Genomic DNA, 21,676 nt, shown 5'->3' on the forward strand with positions numbered 1-21,676 from the left:
GTGAACCCTCGCGATCTCGCCGATCGGCTACGTCGGGGAGATCGTTGCGCGCTGGCCCGCATGATCACGTTGGTCGAGAACGGTGAGGTGAGCACGGCGGCGCTGGGGCGTGTTGGCGCCGGTCAGCAGGCGGCGATCGTCATCGGCGTCACCGGCTACCCGGGTGTCGGCAAGAGCACGTTGGTGGACCAGCTTGCGGCGGCGTACCGGCAGGAGCGGAAGCGAGTCGCCATCCTGGCCGTCGATCCCAGCAGCGCCGTGAGCGGCGGTGCCCTCCTCGGCGACCGCATCCGGATGCAGCGCCATGCGGGCGACCCCGATGTCTACATCCGCAGCATGGCGAGCCGCGGCGGCCGCGGGGGCTTGGCGCCGACCACGAAGGAAGTCATCGACGTGCTCCGCGTTGCGGACTTCGACGTGATCCTGCTCGAGACGGTCGGCGTCGGGCAGGTCGAAGGCGAGATCGCGGAGGTGGCGGATGTCGTACTCGTCGTGGTCGCGCCAGGGCTCGGCGATGAGGTGCAAGCGATGAAGGCCGGGCTATTCGAACTTGCCGATACGGTGGTCATCAACAAGGCCGATGCGCCGGGCGCTGAGACGGCCGTGCGGACCATCAAGGAGTGGTGGCCCTGTGTGATTCCCACCGTCGCGACCATCGGCGTCGGCATTCCTGAATTGATCGAGACGATCGGTCGCATCTCCAAGGAGAAGGCGGGCAAGCGGATCGCTCGACGGAGCGCCGAATGAGCACGACCTCCTTGATTCGGATGAGCGTGATCGACCGGGTGGCGACGATCACGCTTGACCATCCGCCGGTCAATGCGTTGAGCGTGGGCTTGCTCCGTGAGTTGGATGAGCTCGTCGGCCGGATCGAAAAAGATCGGACGATCCGTGTCGTCGTCCTGACCGGCGCCGGCCGATGCTTTTGCGCGGGGGCCGATATCCGCGAGCTGCTGGCCATCGGGACGCGGGAGGACGGCTTGCGCCGCGCCCAGCACGGCCAGGCCCTCCTTCTGCGCCTCGAAGGCTTGAACAAGCCCGTGATCGCCGTGATCAACGGCGCGTGTGTCGGTGGTGGGCTGGAGCTCGCGATGGCGTGCCATCTTCGGATCGCCGCCGACGGCGCGCAGTTGGGACTTCCCGAGGTGACGCTCGGGTTGATTCCCGGGTTTGCCGGCACTCAGCGGCTGCCTCGTCTCGTCGGAGCCTCGACCGCGACGGAGCTGATTCTCACCGGCCGGCTCATCACGGCCAACGAGGCGCACAATCTCGGGTTGGTCAACCGCGTGGTGCCGGCTGCTGAGTTGATGGCCACCGTCATGGATGTCTCGCGAACCATCGCCGCCAAAGGCCGGCATGCCATCGAGGCCGCGCTCGCCGCGATTCGTGCGGGCCTCGATCGACCGCTGACCGACGGTTCGGCGCGGGAAGCCGAACTCTTCGCCGATCTGTTCGAGACGAATGATGCCCAGGAGGGCCTAAAGGCCTTCATCGAGAAGCGGCCCCCGAGGTTCGAATCGTGAATGCGCAACCGCTGCTCGCCGATCGCCTGGCTCACTACGCTGTGACACTGACGTATCGCGACCTTCCTCCGGCCGTGGTCCATGAGGTCAAGCGGCGGTTGCTCGACAGTCTTGCCTGCGCCTTCGGTGCGTGGATGGCCCGGCCGTGCATGATCGCGCGCCGTGTCGCGCAGTCCGTCAAAATCCGTGAGGGCGCGACGGTCTGGGGCACGGGGCATCGCACGCTCCCCGATCTGGCCACGTTCGCGAACGGCGCGCACGTCCGGTATCTCGACTTCAACGACACGTATCTGTCCCTCGAGCCCGCGCACCCTTCCGACAACCTGGCCGCCGTCATCGCCGCGGCCGAACCCGCGCACGCATCGGGGAAAGAGGTGATCACCGCGATCGCGTTGGCGTATGAAGTCCACTGCCGGCTCTGCGATGCCGCCGCCTTGCGCCCGCGGGGCTGGGACCATGTGACGTATGGCCCGTTCTCGAGCGCGCTCGGAGCCGGGAAGGTCATGCGTCTCTCCGAGAAGCAGATGCGCGAGGCGGTGAACCTCGCCGGCGTGGCGAACGTGGCGCTGCGCCAGACCCGCGTCGGCGATCTCTCGATGTGGAAGGCGTGCGCGTTTTCCAATGCCGCACGCAACGGCGTGTTCGCGGCGCAATTGGCGCGCGAAGGGATGGCGGGGCCGTCGCCGATTTTCGAAGGCGAGAAGGCCTTCATGAAGCTCGTCTCGGGTCCGTTCGATCTGCCGGCGTTCGGCGGCGAACCGCTGTCGGCTCAGGGCAAGGCCGGGTTCATGATACTCGAGACCTACATCAAGCATTTCCCGGTCGAATACCACGCGCAGACGGCGGTCGAGGCCGCTTTCGCGATGCGGGCGGAGCTGCGAAAGAAGGAAGGCGCCAATGTCCTCGCGCAGATTACCGAGATCGAAATCGGCAGCTATGATGTCGCGATCGAGATCATCGGCCGGGATCCCGAGAAGTGGCGGCCGACCACGAGGGAAACCGCGGATCACAGTTTCCCCTACTGCGTCGCCGTGGCGCTGCTCGACGGCAAGGTGACGTTGCACTCGTTTTCGCCGAAGCGACTCCATGATCCGGCCCTGCATGAGCTGATGCAGAAGGTCCGCGTGGTCCGCGAGCCGGCGTTCGCCGAGCAGTACCCGACGAGCATGCCGACGCGCCTCACGGTGCGCCTCGCGTCCGGGAAAGAATACGTGCAGAAGGTCGAGGTGCCGCTGGGCCATCCCAAACATCCGATGCCCGATGCCGATGTCGAGCGGAAGTTTCGCGGTCTCGCGGCTGGCCGTCTCAACGCGAAAACCGCGGCCAAGATCCTCGATGCGGTGTGGCGGTTCGAGATGTTGAAGGACATCGGTGAGTTCACGGCGCTGTTGAAGGTGGCCCGTGATGCGACGTGAGGATGGAAAGGCATCGCCCGGGCGACGTCTCCGGGACGCATTGACGCAACGCACGATCGCCGTGCCGGGGGCGTTCAATGCGCTCACGGCCATGCAGATCGAGCGCGCGGGGTTCGCCGCCGTCTACGTCTCCGGGGCGGCCGTCTGTGCCGCCCGAGGGATTCCCGACATCGGTCTGCTCTCGCTCCCTGAGATGGTCGCCGAGGCCCGCGTGATCGCCAACGCGGTGTCGATCCCGGCGATCGTGGACGCGGACACGGGCTATGGCCCGCCGCTCACGGTGATGCGGGCGATCCAGGAATTCGAGCAGGCGGGGCTGGCCGGGGTGCAGCTCGAGGATCAGGAGCTGCCCAAAAAGTGCGGGCACCTCGACGGCAAGCGGCTCGTCTCGACGAAGGAGATGGTGGAGAAGATCGCGGCGGCGGTCCAAGCGCGACGGAATCCTGCTTTCGTCATCATCGCGCGCACGGACGCCCGGTCCGTGGAAGGCTTTGATGCCGCGGTGGCGCGTGCCGAAGCGTATGCGAAAGCCGGAGCCGACGCCCTGTTCCCCGAGGCCTTGACGTCGGCCGATGACTTCCGCGCGTTCGCCGACGCCATGCGTCGGGCGCACATGGATCTCCCGCTCATCGCCAACATGACCGAGTTCGGCAAGAGCCCATATCTCAGCGTCGAGGAGTTCGCTGCATTGGGGTATCGGGCGGTGCTGTTTCCCGTGACCACGCTGCGTGTCGCGAGCAAGGCGGTCGATGAGGTCCTCGCCGAATTGAAGCGTATCGGGTCGCAGCGCGAGTGGCTCGGGCACATGCAGACGCGGCAGCAGCTCTACGATCTGCTGGGCTATGCGGAGTATGTGGAACGCGATCGGAGGTGTCATGAGCACAGCGACGAGACACGTACCCAGCAGTGACGACTCGGTGCGGCCGGAGTACAGCCCCGGCCTGGAAGGCGTGATCGCCGGGGAGTCCGCGCTCTGTCAGGTCGATGAAGGTGAGTCGGGGCTACGGTATCGCGGCTACGCGATCGGCGATCTGGCCGAGCGTAGCACCTTTGAAGAAGTTGCCTACCTACTACTGTACGGGCATCTCCCGACCAGGAAAGAGCTGGACGACTTCGCCGATCGCCTGCGACAGGCGGCTCCGGTGCCACCGCCGGTCACCGGCGTGCTGGGCGGCCTCCCGAGGTCGGCGCACCCGATGGACGTGGTGCGGACCGGCATCTCGCTGCTCGGCCTCGTCGATCCCGACGATCAGAACGGCACACACGACGCGAATGTGCGGAAGGCCGTCCGGCTGATGGCGCAGATGCCGCTGATCGTCGCCTATGCGTCCGCGGCCACCGCTGCCCGCCGGCAGGCGGCGAACCAGGCCACCGGTGGATTCGCGGAGCGGCTCCTGTGGCTGTTGACCGGGCGCAGGGGCGATGACGTGGCAAGGGCGATGGCGCGGACGCTCGACGTCTCGTTGATCTTGTACGCGGAACACGAATTCAACGCCTCGACGTTTGCCGCGCGGGTGGCGGCTTCCACCTTAACCGACATCCACGGTGCGATCACCGCGGCGGTAGCCGCGCTCAAAGGTCCGCTCCACGGGGGTGCGAACGAGGCGGTCGCCGCCATGCTGACTGAAATCGGCGACGCGCGCCGCGCCGAGTCGTGGGTGCGTGAGGCGCTCAGGCAAAAGCGTCGCATCATGGGGTTCGGCCACCGCGTGCTGAAGCACGGGGATGCCCGCTCCACGATCATTCGCCGTCATGCCGAAACGTTGAGCCGGGCGTGTGGCGAGACCCGGTGGTACGACATCGCGGTGATCGTCGAACGCCTGATGCAGGACGAAAAAGGCTTGTATCCCAATCTCGATTTCTACACGGCGGTCGCGTACCTCCTGATGGGTCTTCCCCGGGAGCTGTACACGCCGATCTTCGTCTGCTCGCGGATCACCGGCTGGTGCGCGCACGTGATCGAGCAGCAGGATCACAATCGGCTGATTCGGCCCCGGGCGCTCTACACCGGGCCGCCGCCGCTCGCCTACGTTCCGATCGAGAAGCGCGTGTGACCATCATGTTGACCGCCGTTCCCGATATGGTCCGACTCGCCCAGCAGATGCCGGGGCCGGCGTTCGACTTTCCCTGGCGGTCGTTCGCCGAGTTCTTCGAGACGCGTGTCGGGGACCCGAGCCTGCAGGATCGGCCGTTTCTGATCTGTCACGATGACGACCGTGTTGTGCATCGGACCTACAGCTACCGCGAGTTCGGCCTCCAGGTGCGGCGCGCGGCCGCCTTTTTACAAGACGGATGCGGGCTCCGACGAGGCGATCGTCTCGCCACCGTCTTGTTCAACCACGATCGCACCGCCATCCTCTACTTTGCAGCCTGGGTCCTCGGCGTCGCGGTGGTCCCGATCAACGTCGAGGAAACTCCGGAACGCAAGCGCTACATTCTCGAGCATTCAGAAGCGACCGTCGTCTGTTGCTGGCGGGATTCGCTCGATGAGATCACCGCTCTCCAACGCGAGCTTCCGCAGTTGCGGCGCTGCGTGGCCGTGACCGATGAGGGCTACGCCGAGGCCGAAAGCGGAAGGCAGGAAGAGAGCCCTTCAGCCCGAGTATCGGGCTCGGCTGCCTCGTCACCCGATCTCATGGACGAGGCACTCATCGTTTATACCTCCGGCACGACGGGACCGCCGAAGGGCGTCGTGCTGACCGCCTACAATCTGCTGATCGATGCGGATGCGATCGGCCGGTGGCACGGGTTCGGGCGGAGCGACCGGCTGATGTGCGTGCTGCCGATTCATCATGTGAACGGCACGGTCGTCACGCTCGTGACTCCGTTCTACGCCAAGGCCGGGGCGGTGCTGAACCGGAAGTTCAAGACGGCCGCGTTTTGGCGGCGGATTCACGAGGAAGGCGTCACGTGCGTGAGCGTCGTGCCGACTCTGCTCGAATATTTGCTCGACGCCAATGAGGACATCACGCGCTATAAGCTGGACCACTTCGGCGGCGTGATCTGCGGGGCCGGACCGCTATTGAAGGAAACGGCGGTCCGGTTCGAAGAGCGGTTCCGGTTTCCCATTCGTCACGGCTACGGGCTCTCGGAGACGACCTGCTACTCCTGCTTCCTGCCCCTCGATCTTCCTGCATCGGCCCATCGCCGGTGGTTGGCGGAGTACGAGTTCCCGTCGATCGGCGTGCCGTTGCCCCACAACGATATGGAGATCTTGGACACGGACGGGCGGCCGGTGGAGGAGATGGCGAGAGGTGAGATTTGCATCCGGGGCCGGACGGTCTGCTCCGGCTATTTCAAACGCCCGGATGCCAACGAGGCGGCTTTCCAAGGCGGCTGGTTCCGGTCGGGCGACGAAGGGTTCTTCGCCACAGACGATCGCGGCCGCCCGTTCTTCTTCATCTCGGGGCGACTCAAGGAGCTCATCATCCGCGGCGGGGTCAACATCTCTCCGCTCGAGATCGACGACGCGCTCAAGACGCACCCGGCCGTGAAGTTTGCGATGGCCGTCCCGTTCGACAACCGTTACTACGGGGAGGAGATCGCAGCGTACATCGTACCGAAGGATGCCGCGCACTGCCCGAGCGACGGCGAATTGCACGCGCATTGCCGCGCGCGTCTTCCGTTTGCCAAACGGCCGAAAGTGATCCTCTTCGGCGAGGAAGTGCCGTACACCTCAACCGGGAAGCCAAAGCGGCTCGAGCTCAAGCGCCGGCTGGCCGACGCGCTTGCCGCCTATCGGGACATCCAATTCCGCGAGTCGAGCTGAAGCATCAATCCAATGAGTACCTTGTTCAGAGGCTTGGAACGGATCGAGGAGGCGCGAGAGCGGCTGACCGGACTGAGCTTCATGAGCGGTCTGTACGAAGGTCGGCCGGAGTTCGAGCTGCTGCTCCCGCCGCCCGAGCCGCCGGAAGAGCGGGCGCGGGGCGAGGCGTTCTGCGCGCAAGTCGAAGCGTTCCTCCTGAATGAGGTCGATCCGGATGAGATCGAGCGAACGGCGAAGATTCCGGAGCGCGTGTTGACGGGCCTCTTCCGGCTCGGCGCATTTGGGATGAAGATTCCGCCTGAATACGGCGGGTTGGGTTTTTCGTACAAGAACTACGGCCGCGTCCTCACGTTGATCGCGAGCTGGAGCAACATCCTCGCGCTCACGGTGGCAGTGCCGCAGTCCATCGGCATCGCGATGCCGATTCTCCTGTTCGGCAACGACGATCAAAAGCGCAAATATCTGCCGCTCGTCGCGCGCGAGGTTATCTCGGCCTTCGCGTTGACCGAGCCCCTGACCGGGTCGGACGCCGCGAACGTCCGCACGACCGCCGTGCTCGATGCCAGCGGGAGCCAGTTTATCGTGAACGGCGAGAAGCTGTGGTGCACGAACAGCCCGATCGCGCGCTACGTCACGCTGATCGCCCGCGTGCCCGCCAAGCGCGGGCAGGAAAGCGGCCGAGTCGTCTGGCGACCGGTCCCGGGCGGGACCGCGGCGGACGATCACGTGCATACGGCGTTCATTCTCGACATGACGGCGCCCGGCGTGCAGATGCGGCAGCGTTGTCAGTTCGAGGGCTGCCGTGGCATCGAGAACGGCCATGTCCTGCTCACCGATGTGCGGATTCCCGCCGAGAATGTGATCGGCGAAATCGGAAAAGGGCTCAAGTACGCGCTCACGATACTTAATATCGGAAGGGGCATCAGCATTCCCGCGATCTGTCTGGGGATCGCCAAGCAGACGTGGCAGCCGACGCTCGATCGCGCCAACACCCGCGTGACGTTTCACAAGCCGCTCGCCGAGCGCCAGACCCAACAGATCCGACTCGGCCGCATGGCGAGTGAGTTGTTCGCGATGGAGGCGCTCGCCATGCTGGTCTGGCATCTCGCCGACCAGCATCAGTACGACCTGCGGATCGAAGCCGCCATCGCCAAGATCTTCTGCTCCGAGCGCGCGATCAGCTTCGTACGCGACGCGCAGATCCTGTTCGGCGGGATGGGGTACGAGACGGCGGAGTCCAAGCGTGTGCGCGGGGAGCCGGCCTTCGGCATCGAGCAGCTCGTGCGCGATGTCGAGATGTACCGGATCGGCGAGGGCGCGACGGATATCCTCCGGCCGTTCGTCGTGCGCGAAGGACTGAACGTCCACCTCGAACGCGCGGCGCGCTACTTTGGCGCGCGGCTCTCGATAGGGGGGCGGCTGCGTGAGATCTGGAGGCTCGCACGTTTCTACGTGCCCTGGTACGCGCGGCAGTTGGTTCCACGTGCCCTGCCCGCTCGCTCCGAGCTGCAACACCCGCGCGGCCGGCCGATGTTCGCCTACGCCGAAGGCGCGAGCCGGCGGCTGGCTCGCGCCATCTTCCACGCGATGGTCCGATATCGAGCCGCCTTCCGCGACGAGCAGCGGCTCCAGAATCTCATCGAGATGGTCGGCGAGGATTTACTCGCCGTTGTCGCGGTCGCGCTCGCTGCGGCATCGCGGGAACGGGTGGACAACGATGCCGAAGCCTGGGAACTGGCCGACGCCTTTTTTGACGAAGCGCGTAGCCGCATTGAGCAGCACTTCAAGGCGCTGCGACGATCTGGTGACCTTCGCCCGGCCGGCATCGGCGTTCGCGCCTCCGCCGGTCGCTATCCGTTTCTCTCGGACGGCGCCATCCGCCGTCAACTCTCCGACTATCTGCCTGCACGCCGGCCCGCCGCTCAGTAGCCGCTGCCTCCCTTCACTTCTCCTCGTGAATTTAATGGCAGGTCTTCCGCTGATACGAATGGGTGTTGATCACCCCATAGTGGTCTGAGCCGACGACCTTCGCGCCGGCGACCGGCTCGCCGAACAAGGCTTGCATGACGCACGCCTTCGACATGAACGCCATGCGGAACAGAAAATCGATCCGGCGAGGCTGTGCGATGATCCGGCGGTACTGCGCGACGATCTCGTTCCGATCGTCCGGCGCGGCGTCCGCGATCAGGGCGTCGAGTTCAGCGGGTAGCTGCGCTTCCTCATGGAGCGCCAGCGGGTTCATCGTCGGATCGTAGGTGTTCAACATCGGCATGTGCTCGGCGATCGCGGCCGTGTCTTCCAAGCCGAACCGTTCGAGTTCCCGGTACTCGGGAGAGCCCGGCTCGAAATTGAAATCCCCGCCGATGATCAGCCCTTCGTACGGGTCGTCCTCTTGATAGCGGTGGAGCACTGTGATCCATCCATGAAGCTCCGTGAGCCGCAGCTCCTGGTCTTCCTTGAGAGCCGCGACCAGATGTTCATAGTGCATCAAGTGTCCGGATTGGTGCGCGTCCATCAACGTGTACAAAAAGGTCATGTCCCGCTCGATGCCTGAATGCAGGTGCGCCGTGCTCACGAGATACTTCATCTGCGTGGCCGGGGAGGTCACTTCCGCGATCAACGCATAGCGGAGTTCACCGAGTTGCCAGCCATAGCTATCGTGACAACTGCCGGCCCCGCTAAGCTTGACCCCCTCACGCTTTTTGAGCTGCAACGGTGCTTTCGCGAGGATGACCAACCCGTTGTTGAGCTCGTGGAGGAGAGCAACACCGGGCAATCGAAATCCGCAGGCATCGACTTGATGGACTTGCGAGTAGCGGAGGCCCAGCGCGTTCAACGCTTCCACATAGCGCTCCGCCATCTCCGGAAGCGGGTTGACTTCCTGAAGCAAGATAATATCGGGCTTGGCCGCCCCGAGACGCCCGATGCGAACCTTGAATCGCGCCGCCTGTTCGTCCTGCGCTTCGCCGGGACGGACCCAGAAGCGCCCGACCTGCACGCCATGCAGGGTGTTGTAGGTGACGACCTTGAAGGTATCGGCAGGGGCGGGAGAGGACGCGGTCGGCTCATCCGGCAAGCGGGAAGTGCCGGCGCAGGCGACGAGGAGACTTAGGAGCAACGCCGTCCCCACCCGCGCCAATGCCGGCCGCCTTACGGAGTCGTGCGACATGGTGCCACCCGTCGTGTCGCCATTATAGTGGCCCCCGCTCACGTGAGCTATCCCGTTCAGTCACGAAGATCGAGGGTGCACTGTCGCTCGATTCGAGTTAAGCGGATTGCTGGTCGTGGCGGGGACATTAAGGTGCCTCAACCCGGGAGAGCGGGAATGCCTTGCTCGTGACGGCCCGACCGTTAGTTCGTTTTCTCCAACCCGAAGCCTGGCGGGCGGTCTGCCGAGGGATGCACGGGGCGCGGAAGCGGCGCCGGTCGCGTGGTCGCGTCGTCGGCCGCCGGCTGCTGCGCTTCCGGGTAGTGCAAGGGAGGGGGTGGCTCCGTCGTGCTGCAGGACACGGTCACGGCCATGATCATCGTCGCGGCATAGACACTCTTCATCAGTCCCTCGCTCTGCTCACTAACTGTTTATGATGCCCTCGCGATCGCTGCCTGTTTGCGGCGACCCGAAAGCGGGCGCTCACTGCGGAGCATCGCGGCCAACACGGAGACGTGAGGCAGGTCCGACCATTCTCGAATCGTCATCCCGCTCGGCCCGGCTTTACGGCGCCACACGGGATAGCGAGAGGGATCGGCATTGGGAATGTTCGGCGGGTCCAGATCGCCGAGTAGGTCTTCGAGCGTCACGGCCAGTAGATAACAGGGAGTTCGGGCGAGAAATCGATAGGCGGCGAGCACCAGTTCCTCGTCGAAGTGCGCCTCCTCAGGACCCCGCTTGCCAATGACGTGTGCTTCCCTGAGTGCCCGAACCAAGGCCACGCGATCCTGCGCGCGGGCCTTGCGATCGGCCTCGGCGATCGCCGGGCCGGGATACAGGCCAAGTGATTCCTTTTGGTCGATATCCCTCCCTCGCCAGAAACCGCGAAGGGTTGGGAGATCGTGCGTGGTGGCGGCCGCCATCGCCTGCACCGGGTAGTCGCGCGGTCGCACGAACGCGCCGTCGGCCGTTTTTTCAAACAGGAGCAGCCGGTACGACAACAGCCCATGGCGAATCAAGGCTTCACGGATCTCGGGCGTGACCGTGCCAAGATCCTCACCGACTACGATCACTTCGAGTCGCCGGCTTTCCAAGGCGAGGATGCCGAGCAAGTCTTCGGCCGGATAGGTCACATAGGCGCCGTCCTTTGCCGGATGCCCGCGCGGCACCCAGAACAGGCGGAACAGATTCATCGCGTGGTCTAATCGCAAGAGCCCGGCGTACTGAAGGTTGCGTCGGTAGGATTCGATAAAGAAGCGATAGGCCGTCTCGGCAAGTCGGCGGGGGTGAGCGGGGCGGAGCCCCCAGTCTTGCCCTTTTGGCGAGAAGCGATCCGGCGGCGCACCGACCGACACCTCGGGGACCAAGACGTCTTGATACGCCCACGCATCGGCGCCGTTGGGGTCGATGCCGACGGCAAAGTCGGTGTAGAGGCCGATCGGCAATCCCAGTCGTCTCGCCGTGCGGGCCGCTTGGGCCAACTGCAGCTGACACTGCCATTGCACATATTGATAGAAGCGGATTTCTCGCTGTCGCCGTGCTGCAAATTCACGGACGGCGGCGGATGACGGATGCCGAAATGCGGGAGGCCACCTCGACCAGGGTATTGGCCGTCCATTCTTTGTAAAGTGACGAGACAGAGCTTCGAAGACCGCGAACCGGGCCAATGGCTCACCTTGTTCACGGACGAAGCGCAGGAACCGGCGCCCGCGAGCGGTCTGCCCTTCGAGATGGTGCCCGCGAAACCGGCGGTAGAGGCGGCGAAGCATCATCCACTTCAGCTTCGCCACTGCTTCATAGTCCACGATCTGCGCGTCGCGCAGGCGCTCCAATCGGCGCTGGAATATGCCCGACGCGACACTGGCTCGAATCTCGCCGTCCTCCCGCAAGTCGGCAATACTTTCAACGTCGAGATAGAGCGGATTGTGGAAGAGCCGGCTGGAGGGCGAGTAGGGGCTGATCGCCTCGGGCAGCAGCGCGTGCAGGGGATTCACCCCGATCATGGCTGCTCCCAGCGAGTGTCCCCACTTCAGGAGATCGACGAGGTCGCGAAAGTCGCCGATCCCCCAATTACGGCGCGACCGGATCCCGTAGAGCTGGACCGTCAGTCCCCACCAACGCTCAACGCGCGAGGCACGGCTTTTCTTGCCGCGCCAGCTAGACGGGAGGTAGCAAGAAGACGGGGTCACAATGATGCAGGACCGACCATGCCAGATGTCAGGATCGGCGTGCAGCGTCAACGTCGCGTCGTAATAGCCCAGAGGGAGTTGGGGCAGCGGAACGGCGACCCGTCTCCCTCCTTCATTCAACGGCCCTCTTGCGCGAGCCACGGATTCCTGCACAGCGGCTTGCTCTCGACCGACCTCGGTGTCTCCCGTCTCGCTGCGGAGAGACCAGGTCGCGATCAGGCGGCCTGCCGGTGCGTTGGGAACGGCGATATCGATGGAGGCGGCGGGCCGATCGACGTGCAACACGAGGCAGGGTGGGAGCGGGAGCTCATGGCCGTGCCGTTCTTGCGGCTGGTGGTGGCGCCGAGTGCTACCGGAGCGGGAAGGCCTCATGATCTCGATCAGCCGCTTGAGAGCATGGGGAGCGACCGATTGAAGGCGCCCCAACTCGTCGATGTAGGAGCTCTCAATGCCGAGCGCTGCCGCCTCCGCTCGAATGCCGTCCTTCTGGTGAGACGACTGGTTTCGGCGATGGCGGCGTCCAGGTTCCCGACCCATGGCGTACCTCCTGCAGCCTCACGGTAGCCGAGGAGACAGGCGTTGCGGTATCAGCGTGGCGTCACGTTGCCCGGCAGGACGCCGGGAGGCACGAAGTTCGACGAGCTATGCGTGAGAGCGCGGAGCGGCTGCGGCGGATAACGCCTCGATGAGCCGTTTCACATCGACGGGCTTTGGGAAAAGCGCTGCGCTCCCGCGATTGAGGGCCGCATCGGCGACCGGTTCCCGCACTTCGAAGTGCTCGCGTAGCCGGTGCGTGAGCAATCGTCGGAAATCCTCATCGTCGTCGATGAGGACCACCGCTCGTTTCTCACTCATGCCTCTGCTCTCGGCCCGTGAGACTCGTGCGGATGCAGCGATCCGTGGGACTGATGACGTGCGCTCAGCGGCTGGCACAGCAAGTAGGCGAGCGTGTCCTGCGGATCGACGGCGGACGCAAGGTGGGGAGGCAGATCCGCGTTCCGAAGCGCACGGACGATCGTGACATCCGGCTGCGTCATGAGGTCGAGCACTTCCGCCGGCGAGGCGTGCGGACCCTCACCGGCAAACAGCGTCACGACCGGCCGGAGCCGATTGCTCGGGTTGGTGCCGACCACCATGCCGATCCGGTGGTCGCTGAGTTCGACCAACGTGCCGGGGGGATAGACGCTGACGCAGCGCACGAGCGCGGTCAGCACTTTATCGGACAGTTGCTGTTGCCGGGTTCGATACAGTTCTGACAAGGCCTGATTGGGCGGAAGCCCCGCGCGACCGTCGGTGGGATTCACCAACGTCCAATATTCGTCGACCACCCGGAGAATTTGCGCAAGCGGCAGAATCTCATGTTCTCTGAGTCGGCGCGGGAATCCGGAGCCGTCCAGGTGCTCGTGGTGTTGAACGATCACCGCGAGCGCCGCCGCATCGACCCGCGCGATGGTCCGTAGCATTTCCTCACCGTGCAAGGGATGCTGCTGAAACATCTCGATCTCTTTTTTTCGAGAGGCCCGGGCTCTGGCACCGGATCCTTGTTGGCAGCCACGTCTCCCCGATATCGTGGAGCAGCGCAGCCAAGCCAAGCGTGTGCAACTCCTCAGGGGAGAGATCGAAGTCTTGCCCAATGAGGAGCGCCAGAACGGTCGTATTCAACCATGGGCCGCCTGTGCCCGGTTCATGGACTTGAGGTGCATGACCTGCGCCAGTCCGACCGCGGCTTCACTCATCCCGAGTTGCTCGAGGAATCGGTCGACGATCGATTCTGCCGCCCGCCCACCGTCTTCGTGTCCGTCGAGGATCTTCCGTAACGCGCCCGCGCCTTGGCGAAGGGTGTCGGCATACTGTTGATTGGCTGCCGTTAACCGTTCCTTTGTCATTTTCGTGGGGGCGGGGTGGGCCTCCACAACGCGCTGCGCCATGAGCGACAGATCGGGGGAGACGGGAGGTGCCTCATCTTCCATCTGCGAAAGGCCCGGATGCACATAGACGGTAGCCGGGCGCAATCCTCGGATCGTCTCGATCTGCTTTTGAGAGACGAGCATGAAGCGGTTGGTGGGAAACGGGTGCTTGTACCAGGCGCATTTCAACCAGACATACATGCCGACTCGCAACGCGTCGAGCTGTATCCGAACGTAGCCTTGCGCTTCGGCTGGATGAAACAGTTTGCCTATCATTCCAATAGGAGCCGTGGTGTGTGGCCGCAGAAGCAACGGACGCTGCGGCACTCGATACCCTATCGGCAGGGTAGAGGGAGCGCTTGAGGGTGAGGGGTCACCAGCCGAGCGAGATGGTTCGGATTTAGGCCGCGCACCGAGGCGGAAGCAGGTGCAGCCGGCGTTGGAGGATCGCCTGCTTCAGCAATTCGGCCATAAAGTCGGGGTCCAATGGTTTATTGAGGAAGGCGTAGGCCCCCAGTCGAATGGCTTCCTTCCTCGCTCGTTCGTCGGCCTGTCCGGAGATCAGCAGAACGGGAATGTCAGGACGAAGCGCCAACAACCGCGTGAGCAGCATCACCCCGTCGTGAGAGGGCATGCAGAGGTCCGTGATGATGGCATCGAATTCCTCGGCTTCGCATGAGGCGAGCGCATCGTCCGCTCGCGTCGCCGTCCTCACAATGGTCCCCGGCACACGATGACGGATCGCGTCAGGGAGCGCATCGAGCAGGGCGGAATCGTCATCGACCAACAGAATATGGGGTGGTGTCGCCCACGGACCCGAATGATCGATGTCAGTGTGTGCCATATTTACCCCTCCTGGGAGAAATGGTAGCAACCCCCGTCGTTCACGCCTATCGGTCGGTCCGGCCCTTGGTTGGGGCATGGGCGCCTACGTGTAAAGGGGCAATGGCACGAAGTCTTGCTGATCACCCGCCGCGACGGTGATGATTTGTGATGCCGTTCATCACCAGCCTCGCATCCCGCGCGTCCTGGCCGCCGCCCGCGGCCGTTGCCCTGAAGAACTCCCGGCGGGTTCGCACGCAAAGGCGTCTCTCCATGCTGGACCTACGGAGACGAGGACGTATCGGTGGGCGCAGCGGCGCGTGCGGACCAGTCTCGGTAACTGCGACGTTTCGCCCGTCTGAGGATGAACCGAATGAGCCAGGGCGCATGCCGCTGTACCCAGACGAAGAGGCGGCCATGCGTGGTGATGATAGCTTCGGGTTTCCGTTTCAGGATCGCCACCACGATGTGTCGTGCGGCGGCGCCGGCGGACATCATCAGCCACGACGGGATCGGCTCCTGCGCCTCCGGGTGGAAGCGGCCTTCATTGTCGACTCGCCGGATTTCCGATTCGACGAACCCGGGGCAGACGCTGGTGACCGAAATGCCGAAGGCCGCCATTTCATAGTAGAGCGAGCCGGCCAATGCTTGAAGCGCGAACTTACTCATGGTGTACGGCGACACGCCGGGGGCGGGAATATAGCCCGAGACGCTGCTCATGATCACGATGTGCCCGCCCGTCTTCTTCAATTCCGGCACCGCGGCATACAACGTCCGTAGCACGCCGAAGACGTTCGTCTCAAACTGCCGTCGATAATCCGTCTCGCAGAGATCCAGGAAATCTCCGGCGACGCCGAAGCCGGCATTCGCGATCACGATGTTCAGCCGTCCAAATCGCTCGATCGTCCTCGCCACCGCTTGCTCGCAGTCTCCCGGGGACGTGACATCGCAGCGAATGGCGAGGGCACTACGCCCGCGCGCTTCGATGTCGGCAGCGAGGGCCTCGAGACGCGGCAGCCGTCGGGCCGTGAGGACGACCGATGCGCCCTCGTCGGCGCATTCCCGCGCCAAGGCGGCACCGATGCCTGATGACGCCCCGGTGATGAGGACAACGTGACCGTTTGGCGATCGCATCGCCCGTTGGTCATAAGCCAATCTGTGGAATGGTTCAAGGCCAGGAAGAAAACGGGCGTGATGACGCCGAGTACTTTGGAATGGCGTATCTACTCGAAAATGACTTCGATCCCTTTCTCAGCAGCCAGTCGTTCGAGCAGACGCTGAGATGCGCGGTCGAGACGAGGTGGGCCGACGCCAGCACTTACATCCTGGTGCATTCCACATACGCATGGTTGCCAGCGCTGCCGGGGGGCGATGTGAAAGTCATGGCCTCGCGTGCAGTGAAAGTGAATCGTCGAATCGCCGCCCGCTATATTCACGGACGGCCGGGTCTTGGCATCCGCGCCGCATTCTTTTCCCTCAACTGGGATCGGGCACTGCATGGCATGTCCCCCAGGGTGTTCAAGGTTTCATTGAACATCGTGTCGCCGGCGACGGTCAACGCGTCGGGATTCGATGGTCCACCGCGTTGCCGTCGGTCCATCGTACCGTGTAGTGGTCCTCTCCGAAAAAATGATCTCCATCGTGATGGATGGATCCCTGGCATTGCACCACGACGCGTTCGTTCCCGCGAATCAATTCGTGGCCAACCGGGCAGCGATCAGGATCATTCGTCCACATACCGTCTCCTTTCAAGAGTGTCCAACGGAGCCAGACTGTAAGCAGTCATCCTACACTGTTGAGAGAAAAATGATAGATCGGTGAAGTATGGAAGGATATCTACTCGCTTTGACTGACTGAGCGAAGAGTTGGGAAGTGCGTCGATTCTAGAACTATCTCAAAATCGCTTGAGTGGTGAGAGAGCAGCCGGACCCGCGGCGGCTGCGCTTGAAAGACAGAGCGCCGTGGATCGCTTGGACGCTCTGCGCCCTGGGCAGATACGGCCGGCTCACATCTCGCCGGCGCGCACAACCGTGCGCTCTTTGTTCATCGCGCCGTGCGCCTTGCGACTTCGGAGCTTCGCTCAAGCAGGCTTCGAGCAAGATCGCGGGCCACTCATCGCTTTGCGTCTGTTAGGGCGCGTACCGGAAGTCCCTTCCCCTCCATACACAACTCAAACTGAAATCGTTCCTGTGGCAACCCCGGGTATTTGACGATTCGACCGTCGGTGACAGCTTGAAATTGGCTGCCGGGCAGCACTTGCCGTACCGCGTTCTGGCAATATGCAACGATGTTGGCAACTGTTTGTCTGTCTGCCTGGACTCCAGCTTCGACAATGGAAGACATAAAGAGAGTTTGAGCTAAGACGATGCTGCAGACCGGAAGACCCGACGTGCCACCCCAACCAATAGTCATCCTACTCATATTCATTCTCCCTATTTATGCTGATGGGACGCGATGCAAACAAAAATATACCGTCGAGGATCAGTTTGAGCAGTGTATCGTAGTAGGTTGAGCGCTAAACGGCTACGGCATTCACGCTAGTGAAGAGTTTCATCATCATTCATGATGAAACGCGGCGACGGCGTGGAGCGGGACGGGACGGCGCCGGGCCTGGGATGACCCCCTCGGGCGCCAAGCGTTTGAGGCTGGCGCGCCGGACCGCGCGATCGTCATCGGCGGATGCCAGTCGCTGCAACACGTCGAGCGGGATCTGATCGCGCGCCGTGAGCGTCAGACGAACCAACACCTGCGGGTCGTCGGCCAACTGCGTGAGTGTCGGCACATCGGTATTCGGATGGGCGGCGACTTTGAGCCGGACCGAAATGGCCGAATCGTGTGCAAGGGCGGCAAGGATGGGTGATGGAACTGCCGGGTGCGCCGCGACCGTTCGCCGGACCGTGGAGGATGAGTCGCGCGCCAACGCTACCCAGACTGTCCACGGCACGGCGGCCCGTCGGGCCAGCGTGCGCCGGACCACCGGGTCAGGATCGTACGCCAATAAAAGCAGCACGACCGGATCCGCGTCGGGATCGCATGCGACGAGCCGTCTGAGCGCCGGCTCCGGGGCGTGGGCGAGTTCATACAGGATGGATTGGATCATGCTTACCGGCAACGAGGACCCTTCGTCTCTCTTCACGTAGCCCAGCTGTAATTCTTTTTCGGTGCGGGCCTAGAGAGACTTGAATCGATCGCCTGCGATGCGGCCCTTATGAGGGATCGGCGGCTTTCAGACAGCCGAAGGGGCAAGGGTTTTTCGGAACTTTCAGTTGATGCGTGCCGCGCGGCAAGGAGTCCTTCGTGATCTCGGGGTTCAGCAGTTTCAACTCGAGATAATATGTCCCGTAGTCGTGCGCAATGGCGGCGAGATGACGCTGTGGTTCTTGGACCCGCACCGTCACCACCTCGGTTTCCAACGGCGCGTACAAGTCCTTTTTGGTCAGGCCGAGATACTTCTCCGGCTGCGAATAGATTTCTTTGACGGCGATGATGCGCGGGACGTAGCGCATGGTCTCCCGAACCGCGGACAGCCGCCAGTAGTCGGTCACCTGTTGTTCCTTCAACAATTTCCTGATCCGATCCTCTCCGGCATTGTAGGCGGCCAGCGCCAAATACCAATCGCCCATGTCTTCCTTCAGGTACCGCAGATATTTGATCGCGGCCTCGGTCGACATTTCGAGGTTGCGCCGATCGTCGCGCCATTTCGTCGTGTATAGCTTGTAGTGCTTGCCGGTTGAATTGATGAACTGCCAGGGACCGGACGCCTTCGCACGCGAATAGGCCGCGGCGATGCACTTGCTCTCGACGAGCAAGACATACTTGAGGTCGTCGGGCAGACCGGCCTGGGCCAGTTGCTGCTCAACCGGCGGAAAGCATCGACCGGTGCGCTTGGCCAGAATAATCGCTTCTCCCTCGTCGGCCAGGAACTGATAGAACTCGTACTCGATCCGTTCGCGGACCTGCCAATCCTCCAGGGGGACACGATGCCCCGCGAAGGTAAGCGTGTCGGGCAATTTGAATGAACTGAGGAAGTGCCGACTCCCGCCGCGCGGTACTGCCGGCAGAATCACGACCTGACTGGGATCATCGCCGGTTTCCGCGTCATCGACGGCCACCATCCCCTCACTCGATACGCCTTTCCCATTCGGCACCCGTTCCGCGCCACCCCTCAAATTGACGAATCCCCAAAGCATGCTTCCAACCAGGAGCGCGGATGCGGCGACAAGGATGAGGATACCCGACGGTGGATAAACGTAACGATACCACCGTGAAATATCGTAACGCATGAAGCAAGGCTAGCAAGAAAGCCGGTAAGCGGCAAGTCGCCGGGTCCGGCCTCTGAACGTTGAGCTACGGTATTCTCCCAGTTGAGACGACGCGAACCTCGTTGGCACAATATCGGTATGCGAAGACTCCTGCTCATCGTTGCGATTGTGCTCTATGGCGGCATTGCCGAAGGGACCCAGGATCGCCTCGTGGGCCCCGCCCCGCCGACGCTGGAGCAACGGCCGCCGTTCAGTCTGTCGCAGGGCACCGACTCGACGCTGTTACGCGAGCCGCCGGCCATCGCCGGTCAATACCAAATCGGCCGACAAGCGTTGGTGCCCTTCGTCGGCTTGGGCTTTTCGCGTGGTGCGACGACCGACGTGAGCGGAACCATGATGCGCAGCACCGCGCAGCAGGGCAGCCTGCAGGAAGATCGGCTGCTACGCGATGTCGGGCAGACGATGCTGCCCAATGAAGTCCAACTCGGCATCCGCTTGCCGTTCTAGATCTCTTTAACGCTTCACTCTCTGCCGGTCTACGACGAGGGGCGTCTGGAGCAGCCTCGGAGTACGGCGAACGCCGGGGACCGGGCCAGGCGCCGGAACTCCGCTATACTCGTGGTATGGCGAGCCGCGCTTGCGCACTGCCTCCACGCCCGGTGGCTCCCCACAGCCGCCGGTCTCGCGTCTGCAACCCACATGGCGTGACGCTGCTTGAACTCGTCGTTGCCGCCGGGATTGTGGCAATCCTCGCGGGCCTTGCGCTGATCACCTATCCAACCTACGTCCAGCGGGCAAAGACCGTCGAAGCGGAAGTGTCGTTGCGGGAGATCGACCGATTGGAGCGACTGTACTTCCAAGACCATGGACGGTATGCCTCGGATCTCGCCGAACTGGGGTTTCCGTTCGTCCTGAAGCACTATGTCATCGGGATCTCGTTGACTCAGGCGGAGGAGCAGGTGGTCTTCAAGGTCGTCGCGCAACCCAAAGTTTCGGATGACGCTGAAGTAGCCGTCCTGACCCACTATCGCGATGGATCCACTACGCTGGAGAGGGTTCCGTCGGGTGGAGGGAACTCGTCCACCGGAGACACGACTACGCCGGGCAATTCAGAGACGCCGGGATCCGGAAGACAATCGACGGGAGGGAGAAGCCAACCGCCACAGCCGGTCCTTACTCCGGTGGATCCGAGCGTCACACGAGGTGGGAAAGCGTCCGGGTAGTCGTCAGCCGCCTTCCATCTTCGAGAGCCTTGCCGCAGCCGATCCCGACCCGTCTCGTCTTCGTTCAATAACCGGGTTCGACATCAGACGCCTGCGTAGTACCCGTTGCTGTGACGATATTCATTGGTGGAAGGAATCAGGGTAGGAGGCTCGCGCGAAGCCGACGGCCGGGTTGCCGTGAAGTCGGATAGCTTGTCCCACCTTAAGGTCGTATGCTGCCGCGGTGAGCTCGGGATGAACGACCCCGCTGAGACACTCGCAATTTTCATATCGAGGGATGCCTTCATCTCATCGGCGCCGCGCTCGGTGTAACGACCATTGTTCACGTTTCGACCGTGCCACACATGCTGATGGCTGAGGCTGTCCGATGCATGGTTTGGCACTGCAGCAGTAGGGAGAGACGCCGGCGGAGGAACTGGCCGATCCTGGTGATGGCCGTCGCGCTACTGACCGCCTGTTCGACCGTCGACAACCCTTATCTCGGAGAGGCGACTCGCTACACCGACCGGGCCATCGAGCGGGGCCTGCATGCGGATTCCAATGGCCTCGCGGAACACGCGGCGGTCGCGTTGCGCTATGCCCGCCTGGCCGAGCGGGAAAAAAAGGATGAGCGCTTGGAGCGAGCGATACAGGAACTGAAAGACGCGATCAGCCATGCCCGATATGGCCGCTCGGCTGCCGGAACCGAAGCGGCTGAACGCGCCGCCGCCTATCTCTCGGAAATCGAATAGGGACCGTATCGGTGGGACGCATCCCCATGGTCTGCGCCGGCCCCCCGCTCGATGGGTTCATTCCATTGGGGACGAGAGGAACCCACATGCGCGCTCACCCCGTACTGCGCGAGGGAACGCGATCGTTGTCCCCGCCGTGGCGGGTGCCGTGCTCGGTATACCCGCTGCGCCAAGGTCACCGCAATGCCGGAACCCAACAGCGCCCCGGCAATCAGGAGGGGCATGCGTGATGAAGCTTCGCTGCTCATCGCTTACCTCTCATTATCGTGAAACGTTGTAACGGCATCGTACTGGCGGAAGTGCGAACAGGCCACCGGCGTGTGGCTTACGTAGTACGAGTGGCTGCCCCAGCTCACCGAGTCAGCGTCCATGCATTTCGGACAGATGAGCTGCGTGCGCACCGATACGGCCCAGCCTCCGCTGATCGTACGATGACTCAATGAACATCTACCTGGCGCCAGGAGCCTCCATAAATATGAGAACGACCGCACTGACCGCATGCTGGCTGATCGCGTTCGCGACCTCGGTGGAGGCACAGCGGGCAATTTTGCCGCATGGGGATCCAACGGTAAAGAGCGAGGACGATGATCGCCGGCGCGAAGAGATTCGAGATGAGCGTCTGAAGCAACAGGGCCAGGGCTCGGACTATCGGATCGAAGGTGTGCCCCAACCCCCCCATCCCACAAC

Annotated in this window: 22 protein-coding genes; 11 read left to right on the forward strand and 11 right to left on the reverse strand. The window is 63.3% G+C overall.

Annotation, left to right across the window (positions count from 1 at the left end):
* Genes meaB through AC1U7K_RS04610 form a run of 7 tightly spaced genes read left to right on the forward strand, consistent with a single transcriptional unit; the run spans window position 1 to window position 8,636 of the window.
* A complete protein-coding gene (gene meaB, locus AC1U7K_RS04580; protein ID WP_480249626.1) occupies window positions 1-747 on the forward strand; it encodes a methylmalonyl Co-A mutase-associated GTPase MeaB in 747 nt (248 codons plus the stop codon).
* On the forward strand, window positions 744-1,523 hold the full coding sequence (locus tag AC1U7K_RS04585; protein WP_480249627.1) for an enoyl-CoA hydratase-related protein: 780 nt from the start codon (window positions 744-746) through the stop codon (window positions 1,521-1,523). Before meaB ends, AC1U7K_RS04585 begins: the two co-directional genes overlap by 4 nt.
* Window positions 1,520-2,938: an MmgE/PrpD family protein gene (locus tag AC1U7K_RS04590; protein ID WP_480249628.1), complete on the forward strand. Its 1,419-nt coding sequence runs from the start codon at window positions 1,520-1,522 to the stop codon at window positions 2,936-2,938. Before AC1U7K_RS04585 ends, AC1U7K_RS04590 begins: the two co-directional genes overlap by 4 nt.
* On the forward strand, window positions 2,928-3,848 hold the full coding sequence (prpB, locus tag AC1U7K_RS04595) for a methylisocitrate lyase (RefSeq protein WP_480249629.1): 921 nt from the start codon (window positions 2,928-2,930) through the stop codon (window positions 3,846-3,848). The genes AC1U7K_RS04590 and prpB overlap by 11 nt, the downstream gene beginning before the upstream one ends.
* The gene (locus AC1U7K_RS04600) at window positions 3,814-4,992 is read left to right on the forward strand and encodes a citrate/2-methylcitrate synthase (protein WP_480249631.1); all 1,179 of its coding nucleotides are present in this window, start codon (window positions 3,814-3,816) and stop codon (window positions 4,990-4,992) included. Before prpB ends, AC1U7K_RS04600 begins: the two co-directional genes overlap by 35 nt.
* 5 nt (window positions 4,993-4,997) lie before the next feature.
* Window positions 4,998-6,707: a class I adenylate-forming enzyme family protein gene (locus AC1U7K_RS04605; protein WP_480249657.1), complete on the forward strand. Its 1,710-nt coding sequence runs from the start codon at window positions 4,998-5,000 to the stop codon at window positions 6,705-6,707.
* A 12-nt stretch (window positions 6,708-6,719) separates the two neighbouring features.
* Window positions 6,720-8,636, forward strand: a complete 1,917-nt coding sequence (locus AC1U7K_RS04610) for an acyl-CoA dehydrogenase family protein (RefSeq protein ID WP_480249632.1) — start codon at window positions 6,720-6,722, stop codon at window positions 8,634-8,636.
* Between the two features lie 31 nt (window positions 8,637-8,667).
* Here the strand turns inward: AC1U7K_RS04610 and AC1U7K_RS04615 are convergent, their stop codons facing one another.
* The 11 genes from AC1U7K_RS04615 to AC1U7K_RS04665 form a co-directional block, all read right to left on the reverse strand.
* On the reverse strand, window positions 8,668-9,876 hold the full coding sequence (locus tag AC1U7K_RS04615; protein WP_480249634.1) for an endonuclease/exonuclease/phosphatase family protein: 1,209 nt from the start codon (window positions 9,874-9,876) through the stop codon (window positions 8,668-8,670).
* Window positions 9,877-10,058: 182 nt separating this feature from the next.
* Window positions 10,059-10,259, reverse strand: a complete 201-nt coding sequence (locus AC1U7K_RS04620) for a hypothetical protein (RefSeq protein ID WP_480249635.1) — start codon at window positions 10,257-10,259, stop codon at window positions 10,059-10,061.
* A 27-nt stretch (window positions 10,260-10,286) separates the two neighbouring features.
* Window positions 10,287-12,581: a 4-alpha-glucanotransferase gene (gene malQ / locus AC1U7K_RS04625; protein ID WP_480249636.1), complete on the reverse strand. Its 2,295-nt coding sequence runs from the start codon at window positions 12,579-12,581 to the stop codon at window positions 10,287-10,289.
* Between the two features lie 105 nt (window positions 12,582-12,686).
* Window positions 12,687-12,899 carry a hypothetical protein gene (locus AC1U7K_RS04630; RefSeq protein WP_480249637.1) on the reverse strand — a complete coding sequence of 71 codons (213 nt, stop codon included), beginning with the start codon at window positions 12,897-12,899 and terminating at the stop codon, window positions 12,687-12,689.
* A complete protein-coding gene (locus AC1U7K_RS04635; protein ID WP_480249638.1) occupies window positions 12,896-13,678 on the reverse strand; it encodes an HD-GYP domain-containing protein in 783 nt (260 codons plus the stop codon). The genes AC1U7K_RS04630 and AC1U7K_RS04635 overlap by 4 nt, the downstream gene beginning before the upstream one ends.
* A 24-nt stretch (window positions 13,679-13,702) precedes the next feature.
* On the reverse strand, window positions 13,703-14,227 hold the full coding sequence (locus AC1U7K_RS04640) for a DUF3391 domain-containing protein (RefSeq protein ID WP_480249640.1): 525 nt from the start codon (window positions 14,225-14,227) through the stop codon (window positions 13,703-13,705).
* A gap of 124 nt (window positions 14,228-14,351) precedes the next feature.
* Entirely contained in the window at window positions 14,352-14,795 is a 444-nt protein-coding gene (locus AC1U7K_RS04645; protein ID WP_480249642.1) for a response regulator, read from the reverse strand.
* Between the two features lie 260 nt (window positions 14,796-15,055).
* Entirely contained in the window at window positions 15,056-15,907 is an 852-nt protein-coding gene (locus tag AC1U7K_RS04650) for an SDR family oxidoreductase (protein WP_480249644.1), read from the reverse strand.
* A 420-nt stretch (window positions 15,908-16,327) separates the two neighbouring features.
* Entirely contained in the window at window positions 16,328-16,510 is a 183-nt protein-coding gene (locus tag AC1U7K_RS04655) for a hypothetical protein (RefSeq protein ID WP_480249646.1), read from the reverse strand.
* Window positions 16,511-17,333: 823 nt separating this feature from the next.
* Complete coding sequence (locus AC1U7K_RS04660; protein ID WP_480249647.1) at window positions 17,334-17,873, reverse strand: hypothetical protein; 540 nt, start codon at window positions 17,871-17,873, stop codon at window positions 17,334-17,336.
* Window positions 17,874-17,979: 106 nt separating this feature from the next.
* Window positions 17,980-19,056 carry a lytic transglycosylase domain-containing protein gene (locus AC1U7K_RS04665; protein WP_480249648.1) on the reverse strand — a complete coding sequence of 359 codons (1,077 nt, stop codon included), beginning with the start codon at window positions 19,054-19,056 and terminating at the stop codon, window positions 17,980-17,982.
* 117 nt (window positions 19,057-19,173) lie between these two features.
* Between AC1U7K_RS04665 and AC1U7K_RS04670 the strand changes: the two genes are divergently transcribed.
* The 4 genes from AC1U7K_RS04670 to AC1U7K_RS04685 form a co-directional block, all read left to right on the forward strand.
* Window positions 19,174-19,542, forward strand: coding sequence for a hypothetical protein (locus AC1U7K_RS04670; protein WP_480249649.1), 369 nt, complete (start codon window positions 19,174-19,176; stop codon window positions 19,540-19,542).
* A gap of 197 nt (window positions 19,543-19,739) precedes the next feature.
* Window positions 19,740-20,258: a type IV pilin protein gene (locus AC1U7K_RS04675; protein WP_480249651.1), complete on the forward strand. Its 519-nt coding sequence runs from the start codon at window positions 19,740-19,742 to the stop codon at window positions 20,256-20,258.
* Between the two features lie 431 nt (window positions 20,259-20,689).
* Complete coding sequence (gene smbP / locus AC1U7K_RS04680) at window positions 20,690-20,989, forward strand: small metal-binding protein SmbP (protein WP_480249652.1); 300 nt, start codon at window positions 20,690-20,692, stop codon at window positions 20,987-20,989.
* A gap of 475 nt (window positions 20,990-21,464) precedes the next feature.
* Window positions 21,465-21,676, forward strand: a 212-nt coding sequence (locus tag AC1U7K_RS04685) for a hypothetical protein (protein ID WP_480249653.1), incomplete at its 3' end; no start/stop codon positions are given.

Source organism: Nitrospira sp. Vd2, assembly GCF_979581665.1.